The sequence below is a fragment of the Cellulomonas sp. NPDC058312 genome, assembly GCF_042880135.1.
Classification (GTDB): domain Bacteria; phylum Actinomycetota; class Actinomycetes; order Actinomycetales; family Cellulomonadaceae; genus Cellulomonas.
In genome coordinates this window covers 343863-360160 of record NZ_JBHVZE010000002.1, presented here as the reverse complement: position 1 = coordinate 360160, position 16298 = coordinate 343863, and the positions used below count along the sequence as shown (strand labels likewise).

At 75.3% G+C, this 16298-nt stretch carries 19 protein-coding genes; 5 read left to right on the top strand and 14 right to left on the bottom strand.

What is annotated here, in order from left to right; all coding sequences use genetic code 11:
* Positions 1-265 precede the first annotated feature (265 nt).
* The 6 genes from ACFVXN_RS05960 to ACFVXN_RS05935 all read right to left on the bottom strand — a co-directional run bounded on the left by ACFVXN_RS05960 (position 266) and on the right by ACFVXN_RS05935 (position 4362).
* On the bottom strand, positions 266-1066 hold the full coding sequence (locus ACFVXN_RS05960; RefSeq protein ID WP_389228801.1) for a MerR family transcriptional regulator: 801 nt from the start codon (positions 1064-1066) through the stop codon (positions 266-268).
* A complete protein-coding gene (locus ACFVXN_RS05955; protein WP_389228798.1) occupies positions 1063-1560 on the bottom strand; it encodes an FHA domain-containing protein in 498 nt (165 codons plus the stop codon). The genes ACFVXN_RS05960 and ACFVXN_RS05955 overlap by 4 nt, the downstream gene beginning before the upstream one ends.
* 110 nt (positions 1561-1670) lie before the next feature.
* Positions 1671-2459 (bottom strand): DUF881 domain-containing protein, encoded by a 789-nt coding sequence (locus ACFVXN_RS05950; protein WP_389228795.1) that lies wholly within the window; start codon positions 2457-2459, stop codon positions 1671-1673.
* Between the two features lie 3 nt (positions 2460-2462).
* The gene (locus ACFVXN_RS05945; RefSeq protein WP_213282098.1) at positions 2463-2795 is read right to left on the bottom strand and encodes a small basic family protein; all 333 of its coding nucleotides are present in this window, start codon (positions 2793-2795) and stop codon (positions 2463-2465) included.
* Positions 2792-3769: a DUF881 domain-containing protein gene (locus tag ACFVXN_RS05940; RefSeq protein WP_389228791.1), complete on the bottom strand. Its 978-nt coding sequence runs from the start codon at positions 3767-3769 to the stop codon at positions 2792-2794. Before ACFVXN_RS05940 ends, ACFVXN_RS05945 begins: the two co-directional genes overlap by 4 nt.
* Positions 3766-4362 carry a CDP-alcohol phosphatidyltransferase family protein gene (locus ACFVXN_RS05935; protein WP_389230492.1) on the bottom strand — a complete coding sequence of 199 codons (597 nt, stop codon included), beginning with the start codon at positions 4360-4362 and terminating at the stop codon, positions 3766-3768. Before ACFVXN_RS05935 ends, ACFVXN_RS05940 begins: the two co-directional genes overlap by 4 nt.
* A gap of 151 nt (positions 4363-4513) precedes the next feature.
* Between ACFVXN_RS05935 and ACFVXN_RS05930 the strand changes: the two genes are divergently transcribed.
* Positions 4514-4930 carry a CoA-binding protein gene (locus ACFVXN_RS05930; protein WP_389228788.1) on the top strand — a complete coding sequence of 139 codons (417 nt, stop codon included), beginning with the start codon at positions 4514-4516 and terminating at the stop codon, positions 4928-4930.
* A gap of 222 nt (positions 4931-5152) precedes the next feature.
* Positions 5153-7027 carry a DEAD/DEAH box helicase gene (locus ACFVXN_RS05925; RefSeq protein ID WP_389228785.1) on the top strand — a complete coding sequence of 625 codons (1875 nt, stop codon included), beginning with the start codon at positions 5153-5155 and terminating at the stop codon, positions 7025-7027.
* Between the two features lie 176 nt (positions 7028-7203).
* On the opposite strand, the gene ACFVXN_RS05920 is transcribed toward ACFVXN_RS05925, so the two are convergent.
* From ACFVXN_RS05920 to ACFVXN_RS05900, 5 genes are all read right to left on the bottom strand, one after another.
* Positions 7204-8259, bottom strand: coding sequence for a threonine aldolase family protein (locus ACFVXN_RS05920; RefSeq protein WP_389228782.1), 1056 nt, complete (start codon positions 8257-8259; stop codon positions 7204-7206).
* Between the two features lie 41 nt (positions 8260-8300).
* Positions 8301-8723, bottom strand: a complete 423-nt coding sequence (locus ACFVXN_RS05915) for a Fur family transcriptional regulator (protein WP_389228778.1) — start codon at positions 8721-8723, stop codon at positions 8301-8303.
* A 128-nt stretch (positions 8724-8851) separates the two neighbouring features.
* The gene (locus ACFVXN_RS05910) at positions 8852-9136 is read right to left on the bottom strand and encodes an HU family DNA-binding protein (protein ID WP_389228775.1); all 285 of its coding nucleotides are present in this window, start codon (positions 9134-9136) and stop codon (positions 8852-8854) included.
* A gap of 184 nt (positions 9137-9320) precedes the next feature.
* Positions 9321-10388: a PHP domain-containing protein gene (locus ACFVXN_RS05905; RefSeq protein WP_389228772.1), complete on the bottom strand. Its 1068-nt coding sequence runs from the start codon at positions 10386-10388 to the stop codon at positions 9321-9323.
* Positions 10389-10391: 3 nt separating this feature from the next.
* On the bottom strand, positions 10392-11387 hold the full coding sequence (locus ACFVXN_RS05900) for a Ku protein (RefSeq protein WP_389228769.1): 996 nt from the start codon (positions 11385-11387) through the stop codon (positions 10392-10394).
* A 74-nt stretch (positions 11388-11461) separates the two neighbouring features.
* Here ACFVXN_RS05900 and ACFVXN_RS05895 point away from each other — a divergent pair, with 74 nt between their 5' ends.
* The 3 genes from ACFVXN_RS05895 (at position 11462) to ACFVXN_RS05885 (ending at position 13985) form a co-directional block, all read left to right on the top strand.
* Positions 11462-12403 (top strand): DNA ligase, encoded by a 942-nt coding sequence (locus ACFVXN_RS05895; RefSeq protein ID WP_389230489.1) that lies wholly within the window; start codon positions 11462-11464, stop codon positions 12401-12403.
* Positions 12400-13296 (top strand): non-homologous end-joining DNA ligase, encoded by an 897-nt coding sequence (gene ligD / locus ACFVXN_RS05890; RefSeq protein WP_389228766.1) that lies wholly within the window; start codon positions 12400-12402, stop codon positions 13294-13296. Before ACFVXN_RS05895 ends, ligD begins: the two co-directional genes overlap by 4 nt.
* A gap of 110 nt (positions 13297-13406) precedes the next feature.
* On the top strand, positions 13407-13985 hold the full coding sequence (locus ACFVXN_RS05885) for a Dps family protein (protein WP_389228763.1): 579 nt from the start codon (positions 13407-13409) through the stop codon (positions 13983-13985).
* Positions 13986-14066: 81 nt separating this feature from the next.
* Here the strand turns inward: ACFVXN_RS05885 and ACFVXN_RS05880 are convergent, their stop codons facing one another.
* The 3 genes from ACFVXN_RS05880 to ACFVXN_RS05870 are packed head-to-tail and all read right to left on the bottom strand — an operon-like array spanning position 14067 to position 16269.
* Positions 14067-14276: a hypothetical protein gene (locus tag ACFVXN_RS05880; protein ID WP_389228760.1), complete on the bottom strand. Its 210-nt coding sequence runs from the start codon at positions 14274-14276 to the stop codon at positions 14067-14069.
* A 49-nt stretch (positions 14277-14325) separates the two neighbouring features.
* Positions 14326-15630: a hypothetical protein gene (locus ACFVXN_RS05875; RefSeq protein WP_389228757.1), complete on the bottom strand. Its 1305-nt coding sequence runs from the start codon at positions 15628-15630 to the stop codon at positions 14326-14328.
* An 18-nt stretch (positions 15631-15648) separates the two neighbouring features.
* On the bottom strand, positions 15649-16269 hold the full coding sequence (locus ACFVXN_RS05870; RefSeq protein ID WP_389228754.1) for a hypothetical protein: 621 nt from the start codon (positions 16267-16269) through the stop codon (positions 15649-15651).
* Between the last annotated feature and the right edge of the window lie 29 nt (positions 16270-16298).

Below are 16298 nucleotides of genomic sequence, written 5' to 3'. Positions count from 1 at the left end.
ACGCCGCCGGCCCGCGCCGGGGCGAGGGCCCCGGCCTGGGTCGCGCCGATCGCGACCCCCACGACCAGCTCCCCCACCGGCTCCAGGAGCAGCACGACGAGCTCGTCGTCCCCCGGGTGCCGTCGGACGCCGAGGACGTCGAGCTCGACCAGGTCGTCCTCCTGCATGACGCCCACGCTACGTCCGCGCGCGCGTCCGCGCACCGGTCCGCGCCCGGCGACCTCGGGCGTGCCGGGATCAGCGTCCCGGGCTCAGCGTCCCGGGATCAGGGGGCGAGGTCCGCGACGCCCGCGCGCACCAGGGCGGTGTGCAGGCGGGTGCAGAGCTCGCCCACCTCGGCGGCCACGGTGCTCGCGCGTCCGCGCGCCGACGGCGAGGACTGCCCGCGCCACGGTGCCACCACGGCCTCGACCATGTCGAGCTGCCGGTCGGCGGCGCTGCGGAACGCCCGCAGGTGGCGCGTCTCGATCCCGTGCTCGGCCAGCGCCGACGCCGCGACCACGACGTCCTTCGCCCACGCGTCCAGGTGGCCGGACGCCGACGGCCGCAGGACGCCCGCCTGCACCAGGTCGGTCACCAGCTGCTCGTCGACGGCGGCCTCGCGGGCCAGCGCGGCGGTGGTGTACCGGGCCTCGACCCCGCCGGAACGCGGCACGCCGTCCTCGGTGACGATGAGCGCAGGTCCGGTGGCCTCGGACTCCTCGCCCGCGTCCAGCGCAGCCAGCCGCTCCCCGATGACCTTGAGCGGCACGTACCGGTCCCGCTGCTCGCGCAGCACGAACCGCAGGCGCTCGAGATCGGCCGGGCTGTACTGGCGGTACCCGGCGGCGGTGCGCACGGGGTCCACGAGGCCCTGCTCCTCGAGGAACCGGAGCTTGGAGTTGGTGACCGCCGGGAACTCGATCCGCAGCGCGGCGAGGACGTCGGAGATCCGCATGGTCGCCTGGCGGGACAGCCCGCGCGGCCAGCCGCCGGCCTGCTCCGGGGCCACCGCGGGTGCGGCGGCGTCCTGCGGCGCGGCGTCCTGCGCGGCCTCGGCCCGGCGGGCGGGTCGCGCCGCGCTCACGACGCGGGCTCGGCCTGCTGGCCGCCCGGACGGGACGCCGGGCTCGGGTGGAACGTCATCCGGAACTTGCCGATCTGCACCTCGTCGCCCGCGCGCAGCACGGCCGAGTCGATCCGCTCCCGGTTCACGTAGGTGCCGTTGAGCGAGCCCACATCCCGGACCACGAAGTCGTCGAGCTCGCGGACGAACTCCGCGTGCTTGCGCGAGACCGTCACGTCGTCGAGGAAGATGTCCGCGCTCGGGCTGCGACCGGCCACGGTGCGCTCGGCGTCGAGCAGGAACCGCGCGCCCGAGCTCGGGCCCCGCTGCATGACCAGGAGCGCCGAGGTGCGCGGCAGGGCCTGCACGGCGGCGGCCTGCTCGGCGGTCAGCCCGACCGGGCCCGCGGGCTCGTGGTCGAGCGATCCCAGCGACCCGAAGCTGATCGTGGTGTCCGTGGCCGCCGGCGCCGTCGGGCGCTGCTCGCCCCCCGGGACCTGCTGCTCGTCGCTCATGCCACCCCTCCCAGACCTGCACCGCTCACCGGCCCCGACCTGGGCCGGGGTCCCGACAGCCTATGCGGTCCGGCCCGCCTGAGCACAGCCCGCTCCGGAGTCCCGGCGTGTCAGCCGCCGCCACCCGTGCCCGGGGTGGCGTGCTCGGGCTCCGGCACCGCCCGCGTCGCGGTGATCTCGACCCGGTCCTCGGTGGCGACCGAGGCCGTGCCGCCGTCGATCTGCACCTTCGCGACCGCGCCACCGGGGATGGCGAGGGCCGTGGCGATGGTGTCCGCGTCGCCGATCGCCACCCAGCGGTACGGCGGCGCCACGACCGCGCCGTCGACGACCACGCCGTCGTCGGTCCCGAGGACGTAGCTCGACGCCGTCAGCCGCTGGTCGTTCAGCTGCACCGCCTCCGCGCCGGCGTTCCGCAGCTCCTCCAGCAGGTTGAGCAGCGTGAGCGCCTTCACCTCGCCGTCGGGGTCCTGCACCGTGACGACGACGCCCGGGCCCTCGGCCGGCAGCCGGCCGGACAGGATGCCCTGCGCGGCGGCGCTGCGGGTCGCGGCTTCGAGCGCCGCCTCCCGGCCGGTGCTGCCGGACTGCAGCTCGGTGTGGGTGCGCTCGAGCTCGGTCACCTGGTCCTGCAGCTCGTCGGCCTGCCGGGTCGTCTGGTCGAGCAGCGACACCAGCTCGGACTCGCGCATCACGCTGAGGCTCGACTGGTCGGTCTGGCGTACCTGCACCGCGATCGCGAACCCCAGCAGCGCGCAGAGCACCCCGGTGAGCACCTGGGCGCGGGTCGCACGCGGCCGCAGCGCCCGGCCGAGGGCCCGCCAGCCGACGACGCGCTCGGGCGTCGGTGGCGGCACGGGCGGCGCGTCGGGCACGGCGTCGGGCACGGGGTCGGTCACGGCTCAGGCCTTGAACAGGTGCCGGCGGATGGCCGCCACGTTGGAGAAGATCCGGATGCCGAGGACGACCACCACGCCCGTGGACAGCTGCGACCCGACGCCGAGCTGGTCGCCCAGGAACACGATGAGCGCCGCGACGACCACGTTGGACAGGAACGACACGAGGAACACCCGGTCGTCGAACAGGCCGTCCAGGACCGCCCGCAGACCGCCGAACAGCGCGTCCAGCGCCGCGACGACCGCGATCGGCAGGTACGGCTGCAGGGCCGCCGGGACGGTCGGCTCCAGCACCAGGCCGGCGATGACCCCCACCACCAGGCCGATGACCGCGATCACAGCTCCCCCTCGTCGTCGTGCTGGTCCCCGCGGGTCGTGCCGTCGGGGGCGGGAGCGGCGCGCGGCGCCGGCTCCGAGGACAGTGTGCCGGACTGCGCGGACCCGGACGGGCCGGTCCCGGCGTCGCCCGGGAGGACCGCGACGCCGTCGGGCAGCTCCGCGGCGCGCAGGGTGATGGTCGCGGCGGCCGGCAGCGCGAGGTCGCGCTGCGCCGAGACCTGGGTGCGGATGCCGTAGGTCGACTGCAGCACCGCGAGCAGCTGCCCGCCCGAGGTCCGGGTCAGCCGGGTCTGCATCTGCTGCGGGTCGCCCACGGCCTCGATGCGGTACGGGCCGACCAGCGGCACGACGTCGACGAGGATCGCGTCCCCGGCCGTGCGGATCGCGGTGGTCGGGCCGAGGCGCTGGCCGTTGACGGCGATCGCCTCCGCTCCCGAGGCCCACAGCCCGTTGACGATGATCTGCAGGTCGGAGTCGCGCACCCGGGAGTCCGGGTCGTCCGCGCCCGCGACCTGCTCGCCGTCCTGGAGCGTGACGCTCAGCCCCTGCCCGGTCACCGCGGCCGCGCCGGACGCGACGGAGTCGACGGCGATCTGGTCGAGCAGCGGCGAGTCGGCGGCGGACAGCGCCTGCTCCTGCAGCACCGCGATCTCGTCGGCGAGCTCGGTGCTGCGGTCCCGCAGCCGGTCGAGCTCGGCGCTGCGCTCCTCGATCTGCTCGGCGAGCACCTGCCGGGCCGCGAGCTCGGACGGCTTCGGTGCGCGCAGCGCGATGACCGACCAGGTGGTGGCGACCCCGAGGACCACGGCGAGCAGCGCGACGGCGACGGTGCCGGGACCGCCCCGGCGACGGGTGCGGCCGGAGCGCGCGCGGCGCTCGGCGGCGTCCCGGTAGTCCGGGTCCAGGGGGTTGCGGGTCACCTCGGTCAGCAGCGACATCGAGGCGTCCGGCCGGCGCGACGCCGGCCCGGTCACGCAGCCACCGTGCGCGGCTCCCCCGCGTCGGCGCCGCCCCGCGGGCCCAGCAGCGACCAGGCCTGGCGGACGTACAGCGCACCGGCGAACCAGTAGAGCGCGACGCCCCACCACGCGCAGGCCCAGCCCAGGACGGACGCGAGGTCGCCCACCAGGCCGCCCCAGTGCGCGAGCAGCAGCAGCGGGAACGCGTACAGCAGTGCGAAGGTCCCCGCCTTGCCCGCCAGGTGCACCTGGAGCGGGCCGTACCCGTGGCGGGCGAGGAACACCAGCATCACCAGCAGCATCGCCTCACGGGCCAGCAGCACCACCACCAGCCACCACGGCACGACGCCGCGGGCGGCGAGGCCCAGCAGGGTGACGAGGATGAACAGGCGGTCGGCCGCGGGGTCGAGCACCTGGCCGAGGCGGGACACCTGCTGAAGGCGCCGCGCGAGCACGCCGTCCAGCCAGTCGCTCGCGCCCGACGCGGCGAGGACCACGAGCGCCCAGCCGTCGTGCCCCTGGGCGATCAGCACGGCGAACACCGGGACCATCAGGAGACGGACCAGGCTGATCACGTTGGGCACGGTCACGACGCGGTCGCTCACCACCACGTCCTGCTCCCCCACGGCGCTCCCGACTCGTCAGACCTGATGAAGCCCACATCCTATCCACCCGGCGCCCGCGCCCCGGGCCACCCACGCGGCCCGTCCGCGGCTGCCGTAGGTGGCGCGGCGGCGCCGCTGTGGTTCGCTGAGCCGCATGGCCGTCGTCAACGACCCCGCCGTCATCCGCCGCCTGCTCACCACGCCCGGCACCTGGGCCGTCGTCGGGCTGTCGACCAACCGGGCCCGCGCCGCCCACGGCGTGGCCGCCTACCTGCAGCAGCTCGGGCAGCGCATCGTGCCGGTGCACCCCCGCGCGGAGGCCGTGCACGGGGAGCCCGGGGTCCGGCGGCTCGCCGACGTGCCCGGCCCGGTGGACGTCGTCGACGTGTTCGTGAACTCCGGGCTGGCCGGGGCCGTCGTGGACGAGGCCATCGCCGTGGGGGCGGGCGCGGTGTGGCTCCAGCTGGGGGTCGTCGACGACGCCGCCGCGCAGCGGGCGCTCGACGCGGGGCTCGACGTCGTGATGGACACCTGCCCGGCCATCGAGGGGCGGCGGCTCGGCCTCGGGTGAGGCGCTGTGCCGGAGGTCACCGTCGCCCTGAGCGCCACCCGGGGCGGTCGGCGGCTACGATGGGGGAACTCGGAGTTCGTCGCAGTGTCCCGTGATGTGCGTGCCGAGGCCCCCTCCCCTTGAGTGCGGCCTCGTGATGTGTGGGTGTGGGAGTGCGACCGCGAGCCGACCGGACGGTCGGCCCAGCAGCTCCCCCCAACGACACGAAACGGTGCTACCCGTATGACGTCTGTGCTCGACTCCGCCCTGCCCGAGAACACCGCCGTCGAGCCCCAGGGCCCGACGTTCGCCGACCTGGACCTGCCTGCCGCGCTCCGCGAGGCGGTCCTCGGGCTCGGCTTCACCTCCCCCACCGCCATCCAGGCGAAGGCCATCCCCGCCCTGCTCGCGGGTCGCGACATCACCGGCGTCGCCCAGACCGGCACCGGCAAGACCGCCGCGTTCGGCCTGCCGCTGCTCGCCGCCGTCGACCCCGAGCTCCGCGAGGTGCAGGCCGTCGTCCTGGCCCCGACCCGCGAGCTCGCGATGCAGGTCGCCGACGCGCTCGAGTCGTTCGCCCGCAACATGCCCGGCCTCGAGGTCCTCGCCGTCTACGGCGGCTCGCCGTACCTGCCCCAGCAGCGCGCGCTGCGCAACGGCGCGCAGGTCGTCGTCGGCACCCCCGGTCGGATCATCGACCACCTGGACCGCGGCAGCCTGAACCTCGACTCGATCCGGTTCCTCGTGCTCGACGAGGCCGACGAGATGCTGCGGATGGGCTTCGCGGAGGACGTGGAGCGCATCGCCTCGGCCACCCCGCGGACGAAGCAGGTCGCGCTGTTCTCGGCGACGATGCCCGCCGGGATCAAGCGGGTCGCCGCGCAGCACATGACCGACCCGGTCGAGATCACGGTCTCGCGGCAGTCGTCCACGGTGACCAGCGTCAAGCAGACCTACGCCGTGGTGCCGTTCCGGCACAAGGCCGGTGCGCTCGCCCGCGTCCTGGCGATCAGCGAGGCCGACGCCGCGATCGTGTTCGTGCGCACCCGCAGCGCCGCGGAGGACGTCGCCGTCTCCCTCGTGGAGCGGGGTGTCGCCGCCGCCTACATCTCCGGCGACGTCGCCCAGGGCGACCGCGAGAAGATCGTCGAGCGGGTCCGCTCCGGCGCGATCAACGTCCTGGTCGCCACCGACGTCGCGGCCCGCGGGCTCGACATCGACCGCATCGGCCTGGTCGTGAACTTCGACGTCCCCGGCGAGCCCGAGGCCTACGTGCACCGCATCGGCCGCACCGGCCGCGCGGGCCGCACCGGCGAGGCGCTGACCTTCGTCACCCCGAACGAGCAGGGCCGGCTGCGCGCCATCGAGCGCACCACCCGCCAGCAGCTCGAGCAGATCCAGATCCCCTCCCCCGCGGACGTCTCCGCGCACAAGGTGGTCCAGCTGCTCGGCCGCGTGCCGGCGCGCCGCGACGTCGGCCGGCTCGACATGTACCGCACCGCCGCGTCCGAGTTCCTGGCCGCGCACCCCGACGTGGACACCGCCGACCTGGTCGCGGTCCTCGCGGCGCTGGCCGTCGGCGACGAGGGCCCCGCGCCCCGTCCGACCGAGGGCGACGACCTGGACGACGCCCTGTCCCGCGCGCACCTCGCGCCGGAGCGTGGCGGCGCCCCCCGCGGCCGCGACGGCGCCGACAGCCGCCGCAGCAGCGGTCCGCGCTCGGCCGGCACCGGCCCGCGCTACCGCCTGGCGGTCGGCTCGCAGCACGGCGCCCAGCCGGGTGCCATCGTCGGCGCGCTGACCAACGAGGGTGGCCTCACCGGCAAGGACCTCGGGAAGATCGACATCTTCTCGACGTTCTCGCTCGTCGAGATCCCCCAGGGGCTCAGCACCGAGGCGTTCGACCGGATCGGGCGCGCCCGCGTCGCCGGCCGCCCGCTGCGGATCCGGGTCGACGAGGGCCCCCGTGCCCCGCGCCCGCAGACCGGTGCCTCGCGCGGCCCGTCGCAGCACCACTCCGCGCACAGCGCGCCGCGCCGCGACTCCTACGGCAGCCGCGACGGCTCCCGTGACGGGTACGGCAGCCGCGACGGTCGCCGCACCAGCACCCCGCGCTGACCCCGCACCCCCCGACGACGCCCCCGGCACCTGCGCGCAGGTCCCGGGGGCGTCGCGCGTCCGGGCGTCGTGCTCCGGGCAGGCGCGGGTGCCGAGTCAGGGCCTGCGCGTCGAGACAGGACGCCCGGAGGCCCTGACTCGGCGCGGAGGACCGATCTCGGCGTCCGGGCGCATGGTCAGGCGGCCGCGGCGACCTCGCGGCGGACCGCCGCCACGAAGTCGTCGACGTCCTGCTCCGTGGTGTCGAAGGAGCACATCCACCGGACCTGGCCCGTGGCGCGGTCCCAGTCGTAGAACCGGCGGACCTCCCGCAGCGCGTCCGCGGCCGCGGCCGGGAGCGACACGAACACCGCGTTGGCGTCGGTCGGCTGGGTCACGCGGATGCCGGGCACCTGCTCGACGCCCGCCCGCAGGCGCGCGGCCATCGTGTTCGCGTGCCGGGCGGACCGCAGCCACAGGTCGCCCTCGAACAGGGCGATCAGCTGGGCGGACACGAACCGCATCTTCGACGCCAGCTGCATGTCGACCTTGCGCTGGTACGCGATGCCCGGCGTCGACCCCGGCGTCAGCTCGAGCACGGCCTCCCCGAACAGCGCGCCGTTCTTGGTGCCGCCGAGGGAGACGACGTCGACGCCGACGTCCGTGGTGAGCGCCCGCAGCGGCAGGTCGAGTGCGGCGGCGGCGTTGACCAGGCGGGACCCGTCGAGGTGCACCCGCAGGCCCAGCGCGTGGGCGTGGCCGGTGATCGCCCGGATCTCGTCGGGGGTGTAGACGGTGCCGAGCTCGGTGGCCTGCGTGATCGACACGACGCCGGGCTGGGCCCGGTGCTGGTCGCCGAACCCGTGCGCCCGGGTCTCCACGAGCTCCGGGGTGAGCTTCCCGTCGGGCGTCGGGACGGTGAGGAGCTTCAGGCCGCCGACCCGCTCGGGTGCGGCGTTCTCGTCGGTGTTGATGTGCGCCGTCTCGGCGCAGATCACCGCGCCCCACCGGGGCAGCATCGTCTGCAGCGCCAGCACGTTCGCGCCGGTGCCGTTGAACACCGGGTACGCCGTGGCGTCGGCACCGAAGTGCCCGCGCAGCACCTGCTGCAGGTGCTCGGTGTAGGGGTCGGCGCCGTACCCGGCGACGTGCCCCTCGTTGGCGGCGGCCAGGGCGGCCAGGACCTCGGGGTGCACCCCGGCGTAGTTGTCGGAGCCGAGCTCGCGGCGGGCGGGGTCGTGCAGTCTGTCCACCGGACCATCCTGCCGCAGCCGGGCGGGTGGTCCGACCGCGGTCAGCCCGCGGCGGCGGCCGCCGCGGCGCGCTCGGCCCGGCACTCGGCGCAGGTGCCGAGGAGCTCGATGGTGTGCTCGACGTCCGAGAAGTCGTACGTGGCGGCGATCTGCGCGGCCCAGGACTCGGCGCCGGGACCGTCGATCTCGACCGCCTTGCCGCAGTACCGGCACACCAGGTGGTGGTGGTGGCTGCGGCGCTGGCACCGGCGGTAGACGGCCTCGCCGTCGGGCGAGCGGAGCACGTCGACCTCACCGGCGTCGGCGAGGGTCTGCACGGCCCGGTAGACGGTCGCCAGCCCGGTGGTGGACCCCCGGCCGCGCAGGACGTCGTGGAGCTGCTGGGCGCTGCGGAACTCGTCGAGGTCGTCGAGCAGCCCGAGGATCTCGGTGCGCTGCTTGGTGGTGCGCTGTGCGACGGCCATCGTGCGTGCTCCCTCCCGCTCCGCCCGGTGCGGGCGGCTGACCATGATAGGCCACGAGCCGGGGACCCGTGCGGGTCCCCGGCTCGTGGTCGTGCACCGGCGGGCCGAGGCCCGCCCGCGCGGGTGGTTCAGTTGGCGGCGACGGCGCGCTTGAGGGCGCTGCCGGCCGTGAGCTTCACGCGGAAGCCGGCCGGGATGTCGAGCTTCTCGCCGGTCTGCGGGTTGATGCCGGTGCGCGCGGCACGGTCGGCGCGGGACACCGCGAGCAGACCCGGGATGGTCACGCTCTCGCCGGCGCTGAGCTGCTCGACGAGGACCTCCTGGAAGGCCTTCAGGGCCGCGTCGGCAGCGGTGTTGGTGAGCCCGGCCTTGGCGGCGATGGCCTGGACGAGCTCGGTGCGGTTCACGCTCACGGATGTGCTCCTTGTGGATCGAACGGGGCGTTCGGGCCGCGCGGCGCCCTCGACGGGGCGTCAGCATCCGGCGGACCGACGCGCACGACCATAACGGCAGGTGGGCCGCTTCCCACAACGCCACGCGGGTGGTGTGTCGCCCGGAACGGGGCCACGACGGGCTCAGGACGGGCTCGGCGCGGCCTCACGAGCCCGCGCGCCGGGCCTCGAGGTGCCCCAGCAGGCGGTCCAGGGGCCACGCGTCGAGCACCCGGTCGGCCCCGATGCCGTGCGCCGCGGCCCGGTCGCAGCCCACGGCCTGCCACGACAGCTGGCCGGGCGCGTGCGCGTCGGTGTCGACGGTGAACAGGCAGTCCGCGGCGACCGCGACGTCGAGGAGCGCGTGCGGCGGGTCGAGCCGGTCCGGCCGGCAGTTCACCTCGACGGCGACCCCGTGCTCGGCGCAGTCGGCGAACACCGCGGCCGCGTCGAACTCGCTCTGCGGGCGCTGCCGCTTGCCCGTCAGCTGCCGCCCGGTGCAGTGCCCGAGCACGTCGACCAGCGGGTTCGCGACGGCGGCCCGCATCCGCCGGGTCATCGCGGGGGCGTCCATCCGCAGCTTGGAGTGCACCGAGGCCACGACGACGTCCAGCCGGTCGAGCAGCTCGGGCTCCTGGTCGAGGGAGCCGTCGTCGAGGATGTCGACCTCGATGCCGGTGAGCACCCGGAACGGCGCGATGGCGGCGTTCAGAGCGGCGACCTGGTCGAGCTGGGCGCGCAGGCGGGCGGGCGACAGGCCGTTCGCGATCGTCAGGCGCGGCGAGTGGTCGGTGACGGCCAGGTACTCGTGGCCGAGCTCCATCGCCGCGAGCACCATCTCCTGGATCGGGGTGGACCCGTCGCTCGCCTCCGAGTGGGCGTGCAGGTCACCCCGCAGGGCGGCGCGCAGCTCCGCGCCCGCGCCGGTCGCCTCGACCGCGGGGTACTTCTGCTCCAGGTCGTCGAGGTAGGGCACGGGGCCGCCGTGCGCCGCGGCGGTCGCGACCTCCGCCGTGCGCGCGCCGACACCGGGCAGGTCGATCAGCGTCCCGGCGGCCACCCGCGCGCCGACCTCGGCCGCAGGCAGCCGCTCGATGCTGCGCACGGCCGTGCGGAACGCCTCCGCGCGGTACGACGACGCGCCGCCGCGCTCCAGCAGGAACGCGGCCCGCCGCAACGCCGCGACGACGACGTCCTGGATCTGCTGCGGATCCGTCCGGTCCTGGGCCGCCACGGGTCAGGACGCCCGCTTGCGACGGGGGCGCGCGGGCTTGTCCTGCCCCTGCTCGTCCGGGGCCTGCTCGTCCGTCTCGGCCTTCTTGGCGCGCGACCGCGTGGCCTTCGTGGGCGGCTTCGTCCCGGTCCCGTCCTCGTCCGCCGACGCCCGCGAGCGCGCGGCCGGCTTGCGCGGTGCCTTCTTCTCCGGCGCCGGCTCCTCGCCGCGTCCCGCGCGCGCCTTCTCGACGCTGCGCTGCAGGGCGGCGAGCAGGTCGACGACCTCGCCGGAGTCCCCGCCCTCGCCCGCCTCCTCGGCCTGCGGGACGGACTGGGTGCGCCCGGACGACACCTTCGCCTCGATCACGGCCTCGAGCGCGGCGCGGTACCGGTCCTCGAACCCGGACGGGTCGAAGTCGCCCGCCAGCGACTCCACGAGGGAGGACGCCATCGCGAGCTCCTGGGGCTTGACCGTCACGTCCTGGTCGAGGATCGGGAAGTCCGCCTCCCGCACCTCGTCGGGCCACAGCAGCGTCTGCAGGCAGATCACGTCGTCCCGGACGCGGAGCACGGCCATCGACTCGCGCTGCCGCAGCGCGACCTTCACCACGGCCATCCGCTCGGTGCTGGTCAGCGCCTCGCGCAGCAGGGCGTAGGGCTTGGCTGCGGTCTTGTCGGGCTCCAGGTAGTAGGTCTTGGCGAGCAGGATCGGGTCGACCTGGTCGACGGGCACGAACTCCAGGACCTCGATCTCCCGCTCGGTGGCGAGCGGGAGCTGCGCCAGGTCCTCGTCGGTGAGCACCACCAGCTGGCCGTCGTCGGTCTCGTAGCCCTTGGCGATCTCGGCGTACTCCACCGGCTCGTCCTCGATGCTGCACACCTTGCGGTACCGGATCCGCCCGCCGTCCTTGCGGTGCACCTGGTGCAGCGGGACCTCGTGCTCGCCGGTCGCGGCGTAGAGCTTCACGGGCACGTTGACGAGGCCGAAGGCCACGGCGCCCTTCCAGATCGCGCGCATCGGGACCACCCTCCTGGTGCGGGCCTCCCCGCGACGACGACACGTGCACTGGGCAGGATGGACCCGTGCAGCCCATGCTCGCCACCCCAGTTGCCTCGGTGACGGGTTCCGCGCGCCTCCCGGACGGTCCCGAGTGGCGGTACGAGGTCAAGTGGGACGGCGTGCGGGTCCTCGCCGACACGCGCGGGGAGCGGTTGCGGCTGCTGGGCCGCAACGGTGCCGACGCCGCGGCCGCCTACCCCGAGCTCGACGCCCTCGCGGACGTCCTGCCGCCGGGGACAGTGGTCGACGGGGAGGTGGTGGCGATGCGCGACGGCGTCCCGTCGTTCCCGGCGCTGGCCGAGCGGATGCACGTCCGGGACCGGGCGCGGGCAGCGGCGCTCGCCCGCCGGACCCCCGTGACCTACGTCGTGTTCGACGTGCCCGTCCTGGCGGGCGAGGACCTGACCGCGCGGCCGTTCACCGAGCGGCGTGCCGCGCTCGACGACCTCGCCCTGCCCGACCACGTGCAGCGGTCGCCCGTGTACGAGGACGGCGACCTGCTCTGGGAGGCGACCCTCGCGCAGGGCCTCGAGGGCGTGGTCGCGAAGCGCGCGCGCTCGCCGTACCGCCCGGGCGTGCGGTCCCCCGACTGGGTGAAGGCCGTGCACCGGCGCACCCGGACGGCGCTGGTGGGCGGCTGGCGGCCCGAGTCCACCGGCAGCGGCCGGCTCGGGGCGGTGCTGCTGGGCGCGCCCGACGCCGGTGGCGACGTGCGGTTCCTGGGGCGGGCCGGCAGCGGGATCGCCGGGCCGCTCGCCCGTGACCTGACCGCGCTGCTCGGCCCCCTGGCGCGCGCCGGCTCCCCGTTCGCGGACCGGCTGGACCCCGTCGACGTGCGCGGGACCGTGTGGGTCGACCCGGTCCTGCTGCTCGACGTCCGCTACCTCGCCCGGACCCCGTCCGGGCGCCTGCGCCAGCCCGTGGTCCGCGGGCTCCGTGACGACACCACCGTCGACCCCTGGGAGCAGCCGTGACCCCCGCCGGACCGCAGGACCCGCCGCAGACCGTCCGCGTCGGGGACCGCGACGTGCGCCTGACCCACCTGGACCGGGTGCTCTACCCGTCGACCGGGTTCACCAAGGCCGAGGCCATCGACTACGTCGTGCGCGCCGCGCCGGCGCTGCTCGCCCAGCTGCACGAGCGGCCCGTCACCCGGATCCGGTTCCCGTCCGGCGTCGGCGGCGAGACGTTCTTCGAGAAGAACACCCCGCGCGGCGCCCCGGCGTGGCTGCGGCGGCAGACCCTGCCCGCGGCGCCCGGCACCGACGACGAGGGCAAGGACCTGGAGCTGCCGTTCCTCGACGACGTCGCCGGGCTCGTGTGGGCGACGAACGCGGGGGCGCTGGAGCTGCACACGCCGCAGTGGACCGTCGGGCCCCGCGGCGGGCTCCGCGACCCGGACCGCCTGGTCGTCGACCTCGACCCCGGCGCGCCGGCGGGGCTCGCGGAGTGCGCCCGGGTCGCGCACCTCGTCGCGGACCGGCTGCGCGAGGACGGCCTCACGACCGTGCCCGTCACCTCGGGCAGCAAGGGCATGCAGCTCTACGCGCCGCTGCCCCGACCCCGCACCGCCATGCAGGTGCGGCAGTACGCGCGGGACCTCGCGCACGAGCTCGCCGCCGCGCACCCCGACCTGGTCGTCGCCGTGATGCGCAAGGACGTGCGCGGCGGCAAAGTGCTGCTCGACTGGTCGCAGAACCACCCGGCGAAGACCACGATCACGCCCTACTCGCTGCGCGGGCGCGAACGTCCGGCGGTCGCGGCGCCCCGGTGGTGGGACGAGATCGGCCCCGGCCTCGCGCAGCTCTCCCCCGCCGAGGTGCTCGACCGGCTCGACGCCGACGGCGACCCGTTCGCGGCCGGCTGAGCGCCCGCGCGCACCGGTCCTCACCTGCGGTTGCGGCCGGGCCCGGGGCGGGGCAGCGTGGAGCCAGCCGGCGTCGTCGGACGCCGAGACGTCACGAGGAGGACATCGCCATGGCTCGTCGCACCGATCTCCCGAAGTACACCGTCCCGTCCCTGTCCGTGGAGGACGGCGGCGCGATCGCCGAGATCCTGCAGGACCGCCTCAACGCGCTGAACGACCTCGCCCTCACGCTCAAGCACATCCACTGGAACGTGACCGGCCCGCACTTCATCGCGGTGCACGAGATGATCGACCCGCAGGTCGACGCGGTCCGCGCGATGGTGGACGCCATCGCCGAGCGCATCGCCACGCTCGGCGTCGCCCCGGTGGGCACGCCGGGTGCCCTGGTCGCCGCGCGCAGCTGGGACGACTACTCGATCGGCCGCGCCAGCGCGATCGAGCACCTGGGCGCGCTCGACGAGGTCTACGTCGGCGTCATCACCGACCACCGCAAGGCGGCCGACGACACCGAGGACCTCGACACGGTGACCAACGACCTCCTGGTCGGCCACCTGCACGAGCTCGAGCTGTTCCACTGGTTCGTCCGCGCGCACCTGGAGTCCGCGGGCGGCGAGCTGAGCACGCACGCCTCGCACGGCGAGAAGGAGGCCGCGAGCGACGCGGGCAAGGCCGCGAAGGGCGCCGCCTGACCACCACCCCCACGACGCCGACGCCCCGGTCACCGACGAGGTGACCGGGGCGTCGTGCTGCGCGCGGGGGCGCGACGGGGGTCAGAGCCGCTCGGGGTCGTCCCAGTCGTCCGAGGCGGCGATGGCCTCGTCGTCGGGCTGCAGCTCGCTGTCCCCCAGCGTGCGGGGGGCCCGGCTCGGGTCGCCGCCCGAGCGGACGTCGGCGGCGCGCAGCTCGGCCTCGGACCGCGGGGGCTCGCTGCGGTGCGGGTTGGCGGTGTCGGTGGTGAGGTCGCGGGGGCGGGAGGTCATGCCTCCGGTTGTACCGCGTCGCGGGCGGCGGGACCAGTCCTGCGGGAGTTCACGGGTGGATCGCCGCGAGGGTGTCGTGGACGGTCCCCAGGTCGGTGCCGAGCTCGCGGGCGTGCTCCGCCAGGGCGTGGATCATCCTGGCGTCGTGCTCGTCCAGCTGGTGCGTCACCTCCCCGAACGCGAGCTCCGACCGGGCGACCAGGTTCCGGCACCGCGCGTAGGAGTCGTAGGCCTCCTCGACGACCGCGTCGGCGAAGAACGTCTCGACCAGGTACGGACCGAGCTCGTCGACGAGGTCGGGGAGGGCGGCCAGGACCTGCTCGACGCGGCGCACGTCGCCCGCGAGGTGCTCCGCCTCGCCCCGGAACGCGCGCGCCACGTCGTCCAGGTCCTCGCTGAACCGTCTCAGGTCCACGGCCCCGTCCGCGAGCGAGATCGCGGCACCGGGCGGTGTCAGCCCGAACGCCCAGACCGCGTTCCGGATCGCGGTCGCCGCCGAACCCACGGCGAAGGCGGCGACGTCCAGCGCGATGAGCACCCCCCGGCAGAGGTGCTGCACCTGGGACAGCGCGTCCAGCAGGTTGTCCACCAGTGCACGCGCCAGGTGCCCGGTCAGGTCCTGGCGAGTCTCCACCACGTCCTGGAGCCGCCGCAGGTCCGGGTCGGCCTCCGCCAGGCCGACCGTCCCCCAGGGCCACGGCGGCACGGCCACGGCGACCGCGTCCGCGGGGCACCGGCGCCCCGCGATCGCGCGCGCGAGCTCGTCGTCGGCGAGCACGACCGCCTCAGTGACCGCCGAGGTGGCCGTCGCGAACACGTCCCACTTCCGGTCCACGACCGCGAGGTCGCGGCGCAGGCCGGCGCTCTGCGCGAGCAGGCCCCGGGTGAGGTCGCGCGACTCGTCGAGCAGCAGCTGATCGCACTGGTCCCACACGTGGATCGCGGTCGACCGCACGGTCAGGTCCGCGACCTGGGTGCAGCCGCGCACCACGTCGGCGACCGCGTCGAGGACGGGGTCGCGCAGCGGCACCCACACCGTGCGCAGCGGACCCGGGGGGCGAGGCAGCCGCAGGAACGGTGAGCGCAGCAGCCGCTCGACCTGGTCCGCGACCTGGGTCATCGTCCGCTGCACGGGACGGTACGCCTCGACCACGTCGGCGACGAACGTCTCCCGCATCCGGCCGGCGCGGTACCCGAGGTCGGCGCCGTGCTCCTCGAGGGTCCGCTCGACGGCCACGAGCTCCGTGGCGAGCACCGCGCGCAGGTCCTCGCGCTGCCGGCGCAGGCCCGCACCCATCAGCCCGAGCGCGTCGGCGTCGATCGCGACCTTCGCGCCGAACCGCCCGGCGGACACCCGGCGGTCGGCGTGGAACTACGAGAACGGCACGGCCATCGAGGCGTCGTAGGGACCGTCCTCCCGGTCGCTGCCGATGTGGTTGCTGCCGAGGAACGCGAGGTTGAAGCTCGTGCCGGGGATCCGCACCTGCTCGCCGATGATCCGGTCCTCGAGCCCGCCGGCCACGACGGCCCGGTGCAGCGGGTCGGTCGGGGAGATGTAGTTGCGCACCTGGGGCGCGCGGCGACCGCCCAGCGCGTGCGGCACCGGGGCGGGGTTCACGGTGACCGCCCGGATCCAGGGGCTGGAGCCCGACACGTACGCGGCCAGGCCGCCGCCCAGCGAGTTCCCGCACACGGATCCGACCAGGGTGTTGTGCTTCTGCTGCATGCGCAGGACGTAGGCGTGGGCGGCCGCGGACTGCGTGGGCGTGCCCGAGGTGACCAGGGCGGCGTCCTGGAGCACGTCGGTGCCGCCCTGGGTGCCCTGGAAGGCGACGGTCAGCTCGTTGGTCTCGTCGTTCCGGACGGTGATCGCGTCCAGGCCGGTCTCCGGGTCGGACACGACGTCGACCACCCAGAAGCTCTTCGTGTTGACGATCAGCTCGTCGCCCTTGACCGTGCGCTTCCGGTAGGCGAACCGGCTGGACAGGTCCATCAGGTCGTCGTCGGTCGTCCCGGGGCCCG